The following is a 15,817-nucleotide window of genomic DNA, read 5'->3' as shown; positions in this document are numbered from 1 at the left end:
GAAACGATCGAGGTGCTGAAGCAGACCTTACGGCCTGCCCGAAGGCTGGGTAACCCAGTAACTGCAGTTGTGATTGGCGCGAGGATTTGCCGTGGGACACCTTTCAAACCCTCCCGGTCATCAACGAGGAATGCCAGCTTATTGGCGCAGCAACCTTAGCCCGTTGCCCACTACCAAGAGGCTGGCTCCCATATCGGCGAATACGGCCATCCACATGGTTGCTTGCCCAGTGAAGGTCAGCAGCAAAAAAGCGGCTTTTAGGCCAAGTGCAAGCACGATGTTTTGCAAGAGCACCTGAGCGGTGGCGCGAGAGAGCTTCACAAAGGTTGGAATCTTGCGCAGATCATCGTCCATGAGGGCCACGTCTGCTGTCTCGATGGCCGTGTCGGTGCCCGCAGCCCCCATCGCAAAGCCAATGTCGGCGCGTGCCAATGCCGGGGCATCGTTGATACCGTCTCCTACCATGCCGACCTTACTGGACTGGGCAAGCTGTTCGACTTCGCGCAGCTTGTCGGCCGGTAGCAGGTTACCTTGGGCGCGATCTATTCCGGCCTGAGCAGCAATCGCTTGGGCGGTATGTGGATTATCGCCCGTCAGGATCACGGTCTGGATACCCAGCGCATGCAGCTCGGCTATCGCATTGCGGCTGCTGTCCTTGATGGTGTCGGCGACAGCGAAGATCGCCAGTACATCGTCAGCCCCTACCAGCATCACCACGGTCTTGCCCTCGCTTTCGAGCGCCGTGATGCGCTGTTTCAGGTCCGAGGAGCACCCCCTCAATTCGTCGACCATTCGATGGTTGCCAAGATGATAGGTCTGTCCATCGATTACACCGCGTACGCCCTGGCCAGGCAGCGCGGCAAACTCCCCGACCTCTCGCAGCACCACACCGTCGCCAACGGCGGCTTTCGCGATGGCTTTGGATACCGGATGGTCAGAGCGGCTAGCGAGACTCGCTGCAATGCTGCGACTGCTATCGGTCAAGGCGCTGTTCAAGGAGATAGCGTCGGTCTGCTCGGGTTTGCCGTGGGTGAGCGTGCCGGTCTTGTCCAAGGCTAGCCACCGCAGCTTGCGACCATCCTCCAGATAAACGCCACCCTTGATGAGGATGCCTTGGCGTGCTGCAGCAGCCAGTCCGCTGACGATGGTGACCGGAGTGGAAATGACCAAGGCGCAGGGGCAGGCCACCACCAGCAGAATCAGGGCCCGATAGAGCCAATCCATCCAAGCTGCGCCCAGAAGCAGGGGAGGTAGTACCGCCACGGCAATTGCTAGCACGAAAACGGCAGGCGTATACCAGCGGGCGAATTGATCGACGAAGCGCTGGGTTGGAGCGCGGCTGCCTTGCGCCTCTTCCACCATTTGGATGATGCGTGCCAAGGTGGAGTTGCCGGCCACCGCCGTGACGCGATATTCGAAGGATCCAGACTCGTTGATAGTGCCGGCATAGACCGGATCGCCGGGGGCCTTTTCAACGGGAAGGCTTTCCCCAGTGATCGGCGCTTGGCTCACGGTGGAGCCGCCCTCTAGCAGCACACCATCGAGCGCGATGCGCTCGCCCGGCCGCACCCGCACCCGGCTACCGATAGCGACCTGCTTGGCCTCCACATCGAGCCAAGTACCGTCAGGCTGCTGCACCGTGGCTTGCTCGGGGGCTAGATCGAGTAGGTCCCGGATGGCATTGCGGGCACGATCCAGCGATTTGGCCTCAATGACCTCGGCGAGGGCGAATAACACCATCACCATCGCCGCTTCCGGCCAATGGCCGATCAACATGGCCCCGGTGACGGCAATCGACATTAGGGCGTTCATGTTGAGATTGCGGTTCTTAAGCGCTATCCAGCCCTTTTTGTAAGTGGACAACCCACCCAGGGAGATGGCAATCAACGCCAGTACCAGGACCGACCAATGATTGCCACCTAGATACCAGTACATGCCCTCAGCGGCTATTGCAGCAGCAAGAGAGAAGCCGAGCGGCAGCCACGGCGTCGAGTCGCTATAGGCCCTTGATGGTGGAGTGCGATAATTCTGGGTGTCCAGCTCCTGAGCTTCGAAGCCTAGCGACTGGATCGCATCGAGTACCTTGGCTAGCGCGCTGGCGGTATGACGCACAGTCAATGTGCGCTGCATCAGATTGAAGTCCAGATCAACTACACCAGGAAGAAGGGTGAGCTTTTTCCGAATCAGGGTCTCTTCGGTAGGGCAATCCATCTGGGCTATGCCAAGACGGGTAATCTGCGTGCTCGGGTCGTCTCCCTGACGCACCGCCTGCATACCGACCGCTGACAAGGCTTCTTCCAATGGGGTCAGCGAAGGCAGGTTGTGCCGTACGATCAGCGTGCGCTTCATCAGGTTGAATTCCAAGCCGACAACGCCGGACAAGCCCCCCAGCTTGCGCCGAATGAGCGCTTCCTCTGTGGGGCAGTCCATATTCTGAATAAGGTAGTGAGCTTCCCTAGCCTCGGCCAGGGCGCTGGCCGTCGGTTCGGGCGTAAGAAGAGGGCCTGACGCAGCCGAGCTGCAACCGCACCCCTTTGATCCGCAATCGCTCATGTCAGCCCCCACTTTCACCGTTGAATGGGGAGCATTACAATCCCTATAGTTACTATAGAGTCAAGCACTCAAGGCGGCCGAAGTGGACATGAGGATTGGGGAGCTAGCCCGGCTCACAGGATGCGAAGTTGTGACCATCCGCTACTTCGAGAAGGAAGGGCTGTTGTCGGAGCCAGCACGTAGCGCCGGGAATTACCGGTTGTACAGCAAGGCACACCTTGAGCAATTGCAGTTCGTTCTGCACTGCCGCACGCTGGACATGACGCATGCCGAGATTCGTGCCCTGCAGGGCCTGCGCGAAAACCCAAGGCAGGACTGTAGCGAGGTCAACGCGCTGCTGGATTCCCATCTCCAGCAGGTGGAGGCGCGGATCGTGGCATTACTGCAGCTAAAGCAGCACATGACTGCCTTACGTGAAAGGTGCGGTGGAACGCGCCCCATCGAGTCCTGCGGTATTCTGCAAGGGCTAGCGGATTGTTCTTTCCATACCCCAGGGCCTATTAGGACTAGTGAGCCTTGAGCCCACATTGGATATATCCGAACTCTGCAGGGAGACACTGAGCAGCAGCATGAGCACCCATTTCAGCTTTCTACTCTGAAGCCCCGTATCCCAACGCTCTGTGCATACCTATTGAGCGCGTCGAGCGACCGAAACACTCTCACCAATTCGCGCCGGTAGCGGAGAGGAAAATGTCGGCTTTCTTTGCTGTAGCGTACCTGTAGCTGCCATCCATGCCCCTCAGGGCCTGGAGTAGCACGCACATCCCAAGCGGCCCCGGCTGCAACTAGGGCGGCCAGGCCCTCAGCGCTAATCGACTGACGCATGACGGTTGCGCTTTGGGACGCAACTGGTGATTGCTGGGCTGGCCGCGCGTTCTGGAGATCAGCCCTGATACGCCGGTGTCCCGGTAACGCTGCACAAGGCGGTGAACCTGCCGTGTACTCAGCTGCAGCCGCTGGGCAGCGCGGGTAGGCGTGATAAAACCCTCAGTCACCGCCTGGATGACCTTGAGACGATCGACATCGCGTAGGCTCATCGTGATCCGCTCGTGGGCTGACATCCTGATCGCTCCGCATCGCTAGCAAAGCCGGTAGGCTAGCGGCCACAGGTGATCGGGACATTTCTATTTGGCTGGATCGCGACATTACTATTTGGCCGTAACACGCCGACTTCCGATAAGTAGCCATTCTGGTAAATCGGCCCCGACACCTGGCCGGGGCCTGGTGGCCAGACCCTATGGGTGTGGCTACCAGATTGCCAGTGCCTGGCCCTACAGTGCCGCCTCCTGTGTCGCCCGGCACCGATTGACGGTGCTGGTCGAGCACTCCAATAGCCTGGCCGTCCCGCGCACTGACATACCTTTGGCCAGGCACTCGCGAATTCGCGCGTGCAGCTTCTCATCCCGCGGTCGCCCTTTGTAGACCCCCGCCTCTTTCGCCTTGCGGATTCCCTGGGCCGCCCTGGCCCTGCGGGTCTCATAGTCTTTCCGGGCTGTCGCTGCCAGGAAATCCAGCAGCATTTGCGAGAGCGCGCGCGTCATCCACTCTTGGTACCCATCGGCGCCGGCAGAGGCTGGCCGCAACAGAGCATGGGTCATCGGCAGGTCGAGCGACACCACGTGCAGGCCCGCTTGGGCGATCCGGTCCCGCAACTGGTCCCAGGTCGCGCGGTCGAGACGTGTCAGACGGTCCACCGCTTCCACCAGCAGCACGTCCCCAGGTTCGGCATCTGCCAGAAGGCGCAGCAGCTCGCGACGGTCCAGCAGAGTGCCCGAAGCGTTTTCGACATAGGTCGCGGCGATCCGCGTCCCGTGCTCGGCGGCGAAGGTGCGCAGGGCCTCCCGGGCGCGGGTGGCGTCTTGATCGTCAGTAGAGGCACGAAGGTAGGCGCGAACGAACATGGCGGGCTCCGGTGTAGTCGTTTGGCGTATCGAAATATACCCGTAGTCGTTTGGGTCTGTTTGACTACTTTTCGCCACGCCTTGGGCCAGGCCGATAGGTGTAGCGCGTGAGGTACACCCTAATCGCACGGCAATTGCGCACGATGATAACGGGGCTATAGTGTAATTAGCGCGCACGCTATTTCGGAGATATCCATGAGCGACAATCAGTTTATCCAGCCTGTATTTGAGCCTTTCCGCATGCCGATTTTGCCGAAAGACCAAAACTTGGCCGACGAATTTTATCGTCGAATCATTCAGTGGGTGAACGACTTCCACCGAGATATCGGTGACGAATATGAGGTCGGAGGGCAGCTTGTTAGCTTCGGCAGGGAGGTAACTTTCTCTTTTACAAGCGTTGGCTATTGGAATCCGTCACTGATATCTTTTGTTGGTACAACATCTAATGGCGACCCGGTTGAGCTAGTACAACACGTCTCTCAGATCAGTATTCTTTTGATAAGACAGCGTCGAATCAACCCAGAAGAGCCTAAGCGTCCGATTGGATTTGCTAGCTGGGACGAATACGACGCTAAAATGCGCGCACTAAATGGAGAATAAAAACCTCTACCCAATTCAGTCTGGCCCCACATACACACCATAACATTGCTCTTTTATGAGCATTGAGCTGGCCACCCAAACTGACACATACATATAGTGCAACCCGACGTAGTTTGTTCTCTCCCACCGATGAGCAAAATACTCACCACTTGGCCGCTGTATTGCCTCTACAAAAGACTCATGATCATCACGTGAAGACCCTGCATTATCTAAAGCCTCCTGACCATTATTTACAACCCTGAATTTTACCAATACCTTATCAAACGAGCCTGACAGATTGAAGACCGCCTTGAAATCAATTCCATACGGCTTATCAATACGCCTACTACATGCATAATATTGATCATCCGAAATCAAATCTTTACCAGCCTTCAAAGTCCCACTTATCCTGATCGGACGATCTTCCCACTCAGGCTTAGGTAAGAGATCATAATAAGCCTTTTGCGACAAAACATATTTCTTGTAGTTAATCGCACCTTCACCCGGAATAGTGTAGTTAGGCGCTACATATAGCTCTTCTTCTTTAACCCCGTCTCGAACAACATAATGTGTCTCTACGACTCCCTCGTGCAGGTCTAGTAAGTCTCGGATGGATGCCCCAAGCATCACACGATTCTTAGGCGCACACTGTTGAAGCTTAGCTGCAACGTCTACATAAAAGGAAGTTGCTGTTACTTCAGACGCCCCACGATACCCATACATACCCCATAAAACTTGCTCTTCAGGCCCATAGTCAATGCCGATCCTTATTCCAACATCTTCGGCCAATGAAAGCTGTTCAAGCGTTGGACGGACGACCTGCCGCATGAACTCAACGAGGTAAGCACCGCAGTTCACGGCATCGATAGCGGAATTCCTAGGCGATTCACCGTTAGAACGGAAAAAGGCCAAAACGGCGTCGCCCATGATTCTGTGCACGTGCCCATCAAATGCACCGACTGTTTCTATCGCGCATTTAATTATTTGGTTCTTTATAAAGAAAACGGTTTCAGCGTCATAGAGCAAGCCTAGCTTTGTAGAGCCCTTGATATCCATGAATAAAGTAACAACATAACCATTACTTCTAGCACCTTGCTCCTCCAAATGAACAAAATGCGGATGCCCACCAATAACATTCCTATTAAACCCCCTTTTCCCAAACAGAGCCCGAATTTGGGACTGGATCCCAAAATCGTTGTCTTCAATTGGCAAAAAGGCCTTATTCATATCTTCTAGCGAATACGATTCAGAAACCATTCGACGGCTCACACCATCAAATACTGCATCCTTCCTAGTAACCGACCGCCCTACCTTGAGGTCACCTAAAGGAACAGTTGCATAGACATCCTTCAAGCTACGCATAACCTAACCCCTAACGAGTTGAAAACCACAAGAACTACGGTGCAGATCAAGAAGAACACCATTATATTCACGCAAGTTTTAGCTCTAGATACAAGCCTAAACTTTTCCTTAGTGACCGTCGCGACCTCATGAACTTGAATTGCCAGATCCCTCTGAAACTCATCAGCACTTATACCACTTAAAGCATCTGCATAAGTGTCAGGCGTAAAATTATCCGCAATCGAGCCGAAGAAGAAAATTGAAGGTTTATTTTTCCCCTGAACATTAGTTCGCAAATCTGGCCAGATAGTTTTCACAACAAAGTAGATACTTAGCAATGCAGCAAGGGCGGTTGCGGCCAAGAACAGCGTAATCAACAGCTCCACGGTACCACCACCGTGCATCAACTGGTCCGCCTTCAGTAGCACCCCACCGAACACAGCAACTGAAAATGAAGCTATCAGTCCGCAGCGCACATTCACCGCACTAATATATCCATCAAATCTTTTAAGGCAGTCCCACATCCCTGATATTCGAATCTTTTGCTCGTCTTCACTCGTCATACGCTGCCCCAAGATTCCTGTGGTATAGACACATAGCGATTATCGCCTAAATTTTCCAGACCTGATCGATCTTGGTCGTGAAGCCCTGGCTGAGCAACTCCCGTCTCATGCTCCAACCTGGTGCTTCGCGAATTCTAGCTGCGCGCAGTGTGCCGCGGCCGTACTTGCGGTTCACCGCATCAAGAGTGGCCATCAGCTGGTCTGCAATGGAAGGCTGCGCTGGCATGAACAGATCGCCGGTGATCTCGTCGCGCTGGCAGATTTGGGCTAGCAGGATTTCAGCCTTGGAGTAGGCGTACCCCTCCCGATAGATCCGGGCCAGGCCGAACTGGGCATACTGAATCAGCACCCGAGTGTCATCAGTGGGATATGGCAGCTGCAGGGTCACGCTATTGGCATAGCGTGGCTGATCGGCATTGAACATGCCGGTCTGAATGCCGACACGAAGGACCTGGCACAAGGATTTCTGTGCTCTGAGTTTTTCTGCGGCGCGAGACGTGTAACTGGCCACGGCCTCGGCCAGTGCCGAGAGTTGATACTGGCGGATGCCAAACATGCGGCTGCTACAGATCATCTGCTTCGGCGGCTCGACCTCCTCGAGGTCGAGACAGCGCACGCCCCGAAGCTCGCGGGCAGTCTTCTCCAGGACGACGCTGAATTGCTTGCGCAGCGACCAGGCATCGTACTGGGCGAGGTCCCACGCCGTCTGGATACCCATGGCCTCAAGCTTCACCTTGAGGCGACGGCCGACACCCCAGACCTCATCGACGGGCAGTTTGCGCAGCACCTTGTCACGTAGGTCTGGATCCCGGAGATCTACTACACCGCCCGTACGATCGACCCAACGCTTGGCAGCATGGTTGGCGAGCTTGGCAAGGGTCTTGGTGTTGGCGATCCCGACGCCGACCGGGATGCGTGTCCATTGGAAGACCTTGTCCTTGATAGACCGACCGACATCGATCAGCGGCTCCCGTATACCCGTGAGGTCAGCGAAACACTCATCGATGCTGTAGATCTCATACGCGGGCACCAGGCTGCAGATCGTACGCATCACTCGGTCGCTCATGTCGCCGTATAGCGCGTAGTTGGAGCTGAAGGCGACTACGCCCTGCTGACGCGCGAATTCGCGAAGCTGAAACCATGGCGCCGCCATCTTGATGCCCAGCTGCTTCGCTTCGGCGCTGCGCGCAATGACACAGCCATCGTTGTTGCTGAGGACCACCACCGGCACCCCGTTGAGGTCAGGCCTGAATACTCGCTCACAGCTGCAGTAGAAGCTGTTGCAATCAATGAGCGCATAGACCTGGTCAGGCATGACCGAGGCGCCGCAGGCAATCGGTAGCGATGCCCCAGACCTCGAATTCGTCTTCTTCCCGTACAGGGATCGGTTTGTAATGGCGATTGGCTGAGTGCAGCTCGTACTGGCCGCTGGCATTTCGCTGCAACGTCTTGATCAACGGCTCGCGGTTGAGCGCCGCGACCACGACATCTCCTGGCACCGCTTCACGTGCCCGCGTGATGATCAGCAAGTCATTCGGGAAGATGCCGAGGCCCATCATGCTGTCCCCGGTAGCGCGGACGATATAGGTATGCGGGGCCTTGATGTTCAGCAGGTCATCAAGCGAGATGACCGACTCGAGATGGTCCTGCGCGGGGGATGGGAACCCGCAGGGGACACGGAAGAGGAAGACCGGTAGGGCTGTTTCAGACGGAGCCAGATTGGCAACAAATTCGATAGACATGGCAAGGCGAGCCTCCTTTCGTCAGACTGTGTATTTATACAGTTAGCAAAGGAATCGCTATGCTGTCCATCTGACGTCACTCGTCGCCGACGACTGGAGATTTATACATGCCTAAGCCCACTCAGCGTGATCTGACCTACTGCACGCTAGCTCTGCTGCTGACGGTAAGAATTCACGGGACTGAAAGTGCCGTCCGCGATACGGCCAGGCGCTGCGTAAAGCTTCTTCCTAAGCGGCAGCGCGACCTGATGCTGAACGTCGTTCAGGCCCAGTACCCCCTGGATCTCGTCCGCCATATCGCCCGAAACCTAGATGCATGACATGGCCATTTCGATGGCAGGGGATCTCCAAGGCCAAGAGCTCTACCGATCCTGAACAGCTAGGAGCTTTCGAGCAGCTCCAGCAGCTCCTGTGCAGAGTTGCACTGAGGCGAAAGCAGAACCTGCCGTACCTTCTCATATGCGCGAGCGGCTTGCTCATAGGGCAGGTGACTCTCGTCATAGTGCCAGCCCGCTCTTGCCAGAGCTGCGCACTTCAACTGGCGTGCTGCACCCCATCCTTTCCAGTCTTCCCAGCTGGGCTGTGATCTGATGACGCCTACGCCTCGCCCAAGCTTTTCTAAGAAGCCGGTGTTGGCTTTCGCTTCAGCCTCAGCGAGCTCTGCGATCGCGCCTTCCACGTGTATATACCTCGGGAGAGGCCCTTCAATTCGGTACATTTCTGTGGCCGTGATCGGCTCAATATCACGAAGCTCGTCTTTAAATCGCATTGCTCAACATCCCACATAAAGAAGTGAAGGCATCTCGATAGCAACGGGAGACGAATCAGACTCCGTCGAAGCTAGCGATCCCTACCCGGAAGGGCTTCCATTCATTCTCCGGCGTACCAGGCAGGCAGATCGCCACGCTCACCTGCTGTCCAGCCTGTGGCTCCGCCGGCTTCATAGCCACATGACGGTAGGGCGTATGGTCAGGGACCCACATAGTCGAGCTCTGGCTCCGGTGGTATTCCCAGATGCCGTACCCGTTCGAGGTACTTACCTGGCGCTCCAGATTGATCACCCCACCTTTTTCCAGCCGAATCACTAGCACCTTGGTAGCCCTCTCAGCCAAAGCGCGCATCATAACCTGCCCGTTCTGAGCACCCGCCCAAAGGGCGACCTATGGGCTGTTGAACCTCAAAACCTAACCTTCTGAGACCTGGATAAGGTTTCCTACTGACCCCCTTCAGCGCTTCTGCGACCGTGCACGGCATCCTGTGCGAGGTCTCCTATGAAGCGCCCTTCCCTATCACAAACGCTCGTCGCCACTGGCTTTGCCGCCTTGTCTGGTGCCTGCCTGTATCTCTACGTTGAGCTGTCCCATGTCAATCGCGACCTGAACGCCACAGCTGACCAGAACACGGTCCACGCCATCACCCAACGTCTGGACAAGATGCAGGATCAGATGGATGGCTTCGCCGGCGGCAAGCCGGTCCAGGATGCGGACTTCCGGGCGAGCCAGCAGGCCCTATCACAGCGCATCGATACCGCCCAGGCCATGCTGGTGGAGATCCAGCGCGCCAATCAAACCGCGCTGCAAGGCATGGCCCAGTCTGGCGACCTGGTTGTGCTCGAGGCCAAGCTGGAAGGCCTGCAAAACGACCTGGGAGACCTGCGCAGAAAAGCAGTGGAGCCTGCCAAAGCACCGCCGCCGCTGATTGTTCCTAAGCAGCGCAGCGCGCCGGCAACTGCCCGCAAGTCCGAGCTGCCCAAGCCGATCGAGACGCCTCCTCCCTTCACCGTGGTCGGCATCGAGTACCGCGGCGGTGAGCGCTTCCTCTCCGTCGCGCCGCCCGGCAGCACTCAGCTCAGCGAGCTCTACCTGGTGCGCCCGGGCGACAACGTCGGCGGTACCCGCTGGCGGCTGGCCAATCTCGATGACCGCCAGGCGCAGTTCAGCGTCGACGGCGCGACCCGCACCCTTTCCGTCAAGTAGTAGAGGCAACTCATGCGTCCCCAGTCCCCTCTCTTACCGGCGAGCCTTGCGATCGCCCTCATCCTGCTCTCGCCATCCGCACCGGCACTCACCGCAGACCTTATCGCCCCCCAAGTCTTCTCGGGCGAAACGGGTAGCGCTGAACGCCAAAGCGCGGTCCAGCGTAACGACAGTGCCGTCGCCCAGGAATGGGGCCTGAGCAGTCAGGAATTCCAACGCTACCGGACCCTGATGCAGGGCAGTCGTGGCGTCTACTCGCCCGGTCTGGATCCGCTCACCGCCCTGGGCATCGAAGCCCAGTCCGATGCCGAGCGACGCCGCTACGCCGAGCTGCAGGTCCGCGCCGAGGCGCAGCGGGTGCAGAAGGAGCTGGCCTATGAACAGGCCTACCGCGACGCCTGGAATCGCCTGTACCCGAACCTACAGCCGGTGCAGGCCGGCGCCCAGGCAGCGCCCCAGGCAAGTCCAGCCGTGCGCGGCAATGGGCGGCTCGCCGTGTTCGTGACCGATAGCTGCGCCGCCTGCACCGAGCGGGTTCAGGCGCTGCAGAGCGCTGGCCAGGCCTTCGACCTCTACCTGATCGGCAGTCAGAACGACGATGCCCGGATCCGCCGCTGGGCGGTGCTCGCTGGCGTCGATCCGGCCAAGGTGCGCGGACGGCAGATTACCCTCAACCACGACGCCGGTCGCTGGGTCCAGCTGGGCCTGGGCGGCGAGCTGCCGGCCGTTGTCCGCGAGGTGAATGGGCAATGGCTACCGCAATGATCAAGGTGCTCGGCGCCGGTGTGATCCTGCAGGCACTTGCGATCGGCGCCGAGGCTTCCGAGACACCGCCCCCGGCCTATCAACTGGCCGCCCACCAGGCGGGCATCCCCTCCGAGGTGCTGTACTCGGTCGCCCTGCAGGAGAGTGGTACCCGACTGCGCGGCAGGGGCGCACAACTGATCCCCTGGCCCTGGACGCTCAATGTCGCCGGCGCGGGCTATCGCTTCGCCACCCGCGCCGATGCCTGCACTGCGCTATTGGTCGCGCTGAGCACCGCCGGCGCCAAGCGCGTCGACGTCGGCATCGCCCAGGTCAACATGGGCTGGAACGGCCATCGCTTCGGCCGCGGCGTCTCGCCCTGTGAGGCACTCAACCCCTACAAAAACCTGGAAGTCGCAGCGCAGATGCTTGCCGAGCTACGCGCCCAGGGCGGCGACTGGATCAACGTCGCCGGCCGCTATCACCGTCCTGCTGGCGGCGCCCCCGCTGCCAAGTACCGCGAGCTTTTCGCCAAACACCTAAGCCGGGTCACCGGCGTGACCTTGCTGGCCTCGAACCCATGAAGCAGATCCTCTCGCTCCTCATCCTGACCGTGACCCTGCCGCTGGCCGCCCAGGCCGCCAGTCTTACCGTGGTCGAAGACCGCGGCGGCGTCTCTGCCCTGCCCTACTACCAGAGCCTGAACCCGGAGCCGGTACAGGCACAGCGGCAAGCACCGCTGCCAGAGCCTGCCCAAGCCCTGGGCTTCCCCGTGCGATCGCAACGGCTCACCCCCGGCACCGTCCAAGGGCGCGCACTGAACGCACCGGGTCTGCAGCCGTTTTTCCTGATCGGTGATGACGACCTGTCTCGTCAGTGGCTGGCAAGCCGTGGCGAGACTCTGCAGCGCCTCGGCGCCGCTGGCCTGGCGGTCAATGTGGCCAGCGCCGAGCGCCTGGCCGCGATCCGCAGCTGGGCCCCTGGGCTGGCCATCAGCCCCGTCGTCGGCGATGACCTGGCTGCCCGCCTCGGGCTCAACCACTACCCCGTGCTCATCACCCCCACCGCTCTGGAGCAATAGGAGTCCCTCATGCCCAGCCCCCTATCCCCGTATATGACGCTGGTGATCCGTATGCCCGCCGGAGCCGCCGCTCGCGAAGCCCTTGCAGGCGACCTCGGCGTCTTGATCGACCTTCATGGCGGGGAGATCACAGGCCGCTCGCTGGATGATGAGCTGACCCTCTGCGAGCGCTTCGAAGCAGCGCTTCCACACAGCGAGGCCGAAGCCATTCGCGAGGAGCACGCCGCCGACATGGCGCTGCCAGGCGCTGGCGAGCTGGAGCGCTGACCATGGCCCGCAATCATGCCCTGGACACGCTGCTGCGGCCTGCGGTGGAGCTCTACACGGTGCAGGTGTGCCTGGCGATGGCCTTCCTATGCGTGTTCGCGCCCTGGGCCGTCGCCCTGACCCCGCTGTTCGGCCTGGTCACAGCCGTGGCCTTCCTGGTATTTGGTGCCTACCGCTTTCGCCAGGCGCTACGCGTGCTGCGCTACCGGCGCAACATCCGGCGCCTGTCGTTCTACAGCATGACCAGCAAGGAGATCCCGGTCAGCAACGAGCGCTTGTTCATCGGCAAGGGCTTTCGCTGGGAGCAGAAGCACACCCAGCGCCTGGTCGACACCTATCTGCCGCAGTACTCGCCCTATGTCGAGCCGTCGGAATGGACCAACAAGGCACGGCGCTTCGAGGCGCGCCTGGAGTTCGCGCCCTTCCCTCTCACCCTGCTGGCCAAAGCCACCGCCTGGGACAACCCCTGCAACCCTTTCCGACCGCTGCCACCCGTAGGCGGCCTACCGCGGCTGCACGGCATCGAACCCGACGAGCACGACGTCAACCTGCCGCTGGGCGAGCGGGTGGGTCACACCATCGTCCTGGGCACCACTCGGGTGGGCAAGACACGCGCGGCTCAGCTCTTCATCAGCCAGGACATCCGTCGCAAGCGCCGTCGGCGCCGGGCGTCCGTGCAGATGGGACGACGTACCCAGCGACCACATCGCTGGTCTCGCCGCCGCTCGGCCGATATGTCCGATGCAGCCAATGACAGCGAGTACGAACACGAGGTCGTCATCGTCATCGATCCCAAGGGCGATGCCGATCTACTGAAGAGCATGTGGCTCGACTGCAAGCAAGCCGGCCGCTTGAACGAATTCTACGTCTTCCATCTGGGCTGGCCAGACCAGTCCGCCCGCTACAACGCGGTGGGCCGCTTTGGTCGGATCTCCGAGGTGGCCACCCGCGTCGCGGGCCAGCTCTCCAGCGAGGGCAACTCGGCAGCGTTCAAGGAGTTCGCGTGGCGATTCGTCAACATCATTGCCCGGGCCCTGGTCGCCCTTGGCCGGCGCCCGGACTACCTGCAGATTCAGCAGCACGTAATCAATATTGAAGGGCTGTTCCTGGAGTACGCCCAGAAATACTTCGATGAGAATGATCCCAAGGCCTGGGAGAAGATCATCTTCATCGAGAGCAAGCTCAACGACAAGAATGTGCCCTTCAACATGAAGGGCCGGCCACTGCGCGTGATCGCCATTGACCAGTACCTGAACCAGACCCGCGTGACGGATCCGGTCATGGATGGCCTGCGCAGCGCAGTGCGCTACGACAAGACCTACTTCGACAAGATTGTCGCCTCGCTCCTGCCGCTGCTGGAGAAGCTCACCACTGGCCGTATGGCTGAGCTGATCTCGCCGGACTACCAGGATGTCAACGACCCACGCCCGATCTTCGACTGGATGCAGGTGGTGAGAAAGCGCGCGGTGGTCTACGTCGGCCTGGACGCCCTGTCCGACACCGAGGTCGCCGCGGCGGTTGGCAACTCGATGTTCTCCGACCTGGTCTCGGTGGCGGGCCATATCTACAAGTACGGCATCGATGATGGGTTGCCTGGGGGCTCGAGCGGTAAGGTCACCATCAACTTGCACTGCGACGAATTCAACGAGCTCATCGGCGACGAGTTCATCCCCATGATCAACAAGGGCGGCGGCGCCGGCATGCAGGTGACGGCCTACACCCAGACCCTGTCCGACATCGAGGCCAGGATCGGCAACCGTGCCAAAGCCGGGCAGGTAATCGGTAACTTCAACAACCTGCTCATGCTGCGGGTTCGTGAGACGGCAACGGCCGAGCTGCTCACCAATCAGCTACCCAAGGTGCAAGTGTTCACGGCGACGCCGGCGAGCAGCGCGAGCGATGCCGTCAACGGCAAGACGGCGTTCACGTCCAATACCCACGACCAGGTCAGCGCTACCAGTGTGCCCATGCTGGAACCGGCGCACATCATCGGCCTACCAAAAGGTCAATGCTTCGCCCTGATGGAGGGCGGCAACCTCTGGAAAATTCGCCTACCACTACCGGCGAACGACCCTGATGAGGTCATGCCGGCCAGTCTGCAGGAGCTGGCGGCCAAGATGCGCAAGTCTTACGAGGTTGGCCAAGCCAACGGCAGCGAATGGTGGGAGGCGCCTGGCCAGCGCCATGTCGCGGACGATCTGCCGCTGGATCTGCAAGACGACTTCAAGAAGATGACACAGGGATCGGAGGACGCGGCATGACCACCATCCTTGACCACGAGCACCCCAGAGGAGGCCGCTAATGGCCGACGTCGCTCAGCGCGCCCAACAGCAACAGGTCAAGGAGCAGACCTTCATCGGGTCGGTGCTCAGCTTCCCCTTCCACTTCATCGGCGTGATGTTCCTGTCCCTGGGCGGCGCCATCCTGGTCGACTGGCTCTGCCTCTACTTCCTCTGGCCAGAGGCCGGCTGGCACCACGCCAAGGGCATGCTCGATCACGAACTGGCCTGGCTGTCCCAGGGATTCCTGTCCAGCGTTGTGGTCCAGGAGCCCGGGCACACCGCGACCTGGCTGGTAGGGCTGCTCTATGACTGGCTGTTCGTGAAGACGGGGTTGGTCCACTGGCTGACCGGGATGCAGCAGCTGGCTGCCGCCGGCCCACGTGGCGAGTTGGATCTGCGCTACATGGCCGCGCAAGGCATCACCACGGTGCAGACCTACGGCCTGTCCGCCCTTTTCACTGTGTTGGTGTTCTGCGTGCGCCTGGTGATCTTGGTGCTCGCCGTGCCGCTCTTCGCTATGGCCGCTCTAGTTGGCTTCATCGACGGCCTGGTGAGGCGGGACATCCGCAAGTTCAGCGCGGGCCGCGAGTCGAGCTACTTCTACCACAAGGCCCGCAGCACCATGTTGCCGCTGGCCCTGCTGCCCTGGTCGCTCTACATCGCCTTGCCGTTCAGCGTGAGCCCACTCCTGGTGCTGCTGCCGTGTGCAGCGCTGCTGGCCTTGTCGGTGAACCTCACGACCGCCTCGTTCAAGAAGTACCTGTAGCCGCTGGCCTGCTCCGCGGCCG

At 59.6% G+C, this 15,817-nt stretch carries 17 protein-coding genes; 10 read left to right on the top strand and 7 right to left on the bottom strand.

From position 1 onward, the window contains the following. Window positions 1–138: 138 nt before the first annotated feature. Window positions 139–2,349, bottom strand: a complete 2,211-nt coding sequence (locus NRG74_RS02835) for a heavy metal translocating P-type ATPase (RefSeq protein WP_425326784.1) — start codon at window positions 2,347–2,349, stop codon at window positions 139–141. Window positions 2,350–2,683: 334 nt separating this feature from the next. Here NRG74_RS02835 and NRG74_RS02830 point away from each other — a divergent pair, with 334 nt between their 5' ends. Beyond that, a complete protein-coding gene (locus NRG74_RS02830; protein WP_437181166.1) occupies window positions 2,684–3,073 on the top strand; it encodes a Cd(II)/Pb(II)-responsive transcriptional regulator in 390 nt (129 codons plus the stop codon). A 265-nt stretch (window positions 3,074–3,338) separates the two neighbouring features. Here NRG74_RS02830 and NRG74_RS02825 read toward each other — a convergent pair whose 3' ends face one another. Both NRG74_RS02825 and NRG74_RS02820 read right to left on the bottom strand, forming a co-directional pair. Then, on the bottom strand, window positions 3,339–3,590 hold the full coding sequence (locus tag NRG74_RS02825; RefSeq protein ID WP_241493298.1) for a helix-turn-helix domain-containing protein: 252 nt from the start codon (window positions 3,588–3,590) through the stop codon (window positions 3,339–3,341). A 234-nt stretch (window positions 3,591–3,824) separates the two neighbouring features. Then, entirely contained in the window at window positions 3,825–4,454 is a 630-nt protein-coding gene (locus NRG74_RS02820; RefSeq protein ID WP_058786674.1) for a recombinase family protein, read from the bottom strand. A gap of 195 nt (window positions 4,455–4,649) precedes the next feature. Between NRG74_RS02820 and NRG74_RS02815 the strand changes: the two genes are divergently transcribed. Beyond that, a complete protein-coding gene (locus tag NRG74_RS02815) occupies window positions 4,650–5,054 on the top strand; it encodes a DUF6173 family protein (protein ID WP_144944394.1) in 405 nt (134 codons plus the stop codon). Window positions 5,055–5,069: 15 nt separating this feature from the next. On the opposite strand, the gene NRG74_RS02810 is transcribed toward NRG74_RS02815, so the two are convergent. Genes NRG74_RS02810 through NRG74_RS02795 form a run of 4 tightly spaced genes read right to left on the bottom strand, consistent with a single transcriptional unit; the run spans window position 5,070 to window position 8,679 of the window. Further along, window positions 5,070–6,395 (bottom strand): adenylate/guanylate cyclase domain-containing protein, encoded by a 1,326-nt coding sequence (locus NRG74_RS02810; RefSeq protein ID WP_257705656.1) that lies wholly within the window; start codon window positions 6,393–6,395, stop codon window positions 5,070–5,072. Then, a complete protein-coding gene (locus NRG74_RS02805; protein ID WP_144944392.1) occupies window positions 6,383–6,937 on the bottom strand; it encodes a Pycsar system effector family protein in 555 nt (184 codons plus the stop codon). The genes NRG74_RS02810 and NRG74_RS02805 overlap by 13 nt, the downstream gene beginning before the upstream one ends. A gap of 46 nt (window positions 6,938–6,983) precedes the next feature. Next, window positions 6,984–8,252 carry a Y-family DNA polymerase gene (locus NRG74_RS02800; RefSeq protein WP_257705655.1) on the bottom strand — a complete coding sequence of 423 codons (1,269 nt, stop codon included), beginning with the start codon at window positions 8,250–8,252 and terminating at the stop codon, window positions 6,984–6,986. Next, window positions 8,245–8,679: a LexA family protein gene (locus NRG74_RS02795; protein WP_042133106.1), complete on the bottom strand. Its 435-nt coding sequence runs from the start codon at window positions 8,677–8,679 to the stop codon at window positions 8,245–8,247. The genes NRG74_RS02800 and NRG74_RS02795 overlap by 8 nt, the downstream gene beginning before the upstream one ends. Before the next feature lie 107 nt (window positions 8,680–8,786). Here NRG74_RS02795 and NRG74_RS24520 point away from each other — a divergent pair, with 107 nt between their 5' ends. The 8 genes from NRG74_RS24520 (at window position 8,787) to NRG74_RS02755 (ending at window position 15,795) form a co-directional block, all read left to right on the top strand. Continuing rightward, a complete protein-coding gene (locus NRG74_RS24520) occupies window positions 8,787–8,999 on the top strand; it encodes a DUF7740 domain-containing protein (RefSeq protein WP_115946590.1) in 213 nt (70 codons plus the stop codon). A 951-nt stretch (window positions 9,000–9,950) separates the two neighbouring features. Continuing rightward, complete coding sequence (locus tag NRG74_RS02785; protein WP_144944388.1) at window positions 9,951–10,655, top strand: methyl-accepting chemotaxis protein; 705 nt, start codon at window positions 9,951–9,953, stop codon at window positions 10,653–10,655. A gap of 12 nt (window positions 10,656–10,667) precedes the next feature. Then, on the top strand, window positions 10,668–11,420 hold the full coding sequence (locus NRG74_RS02780; RefSeq protein WP_144944386.1) for a TIGR03759 family integrating conjugative element protein: 753 nt from the start codon (window positions 10,668–10,670) through the stop codon (window positions 11,418–11,420). Further along, on the top strand, window positions 11,405–11,983 hold the full coding sequence (locus NRG74_RS02775) for a transglycosylase SLT domain-containing protein (protein ID WP_186326998.1): 579 nt from the start codon (window positions 11,405–11,407) through the stop codon (window positions 11,981–11,983). The genes NRG74_RS02780 and NRG74_RS02775 overlap by 16 nt, the downstream gene beginning before the upstream one ends. Then, on the top strand, window positions 11,980–12,480 hold the full coding sequence (locus NRG74_RS02770; protein ID WP_144944384.1) for an integrating conjugative element protein: 501 nt from the start codon (window positions 11,980–11,982) through the stop codon (window positions 12,478–12,480). Before NRG74_RS02775 ends, NRG74_RS02770 begins: the two co-directional genes overlap by 4 nt. 9 nt (window positions 12,481–12,489) lie before the next feature. Then, entirely contained in the window at window positions 12,490–12,747 is a 258-nt protein-coding gene (locus NRG74_RS02765; protein WP_144944382.1) for a hypothetical protein, read from the top strand. Between the two features lie 2 nt (window positions 12,748–12,749). Further along, window positions 12,750–15,008, top strand: coding sequence for a type IV conjugative transfer system coupling protein TraD (traD, locus tag NRG74_RS02760; protein ID WP_144944380.1), 2,259 nt, complete (start codon window positions 12,750–12,752; stop codon window positions 15,006–15,008). A 40-nt stretch (window positions 15,009–15,048) separates the two neighbouring features. Continuing rightward, window positions 15,049–15,795, top strand: a complete 747-nt coding sequence (locus NRG74_RS02755) for a TIGR03747 family integrating conjugative element membrane protein (protein ID WP_144944378.1) — start codon at window positions 15,049–15,051, stop codon at window positions 15,793–15,795. Window positions 15,796–15,817: the final 22 nt, after the last annotated feature.

It is taken from the genome of Pseudomonas oryzihabitans (assembly GCF_024652905.1).
Lineage (GTDB): Bacteria > Pseudomonadota > Gammaproteobacteria > Pseudomonadales > Pseudomonadaceae > Chryseomonas > Chryseomonas benzopyrenica.
This window is presented reverse-complemented; position numbering and strand designations above follow the sequence as displayed.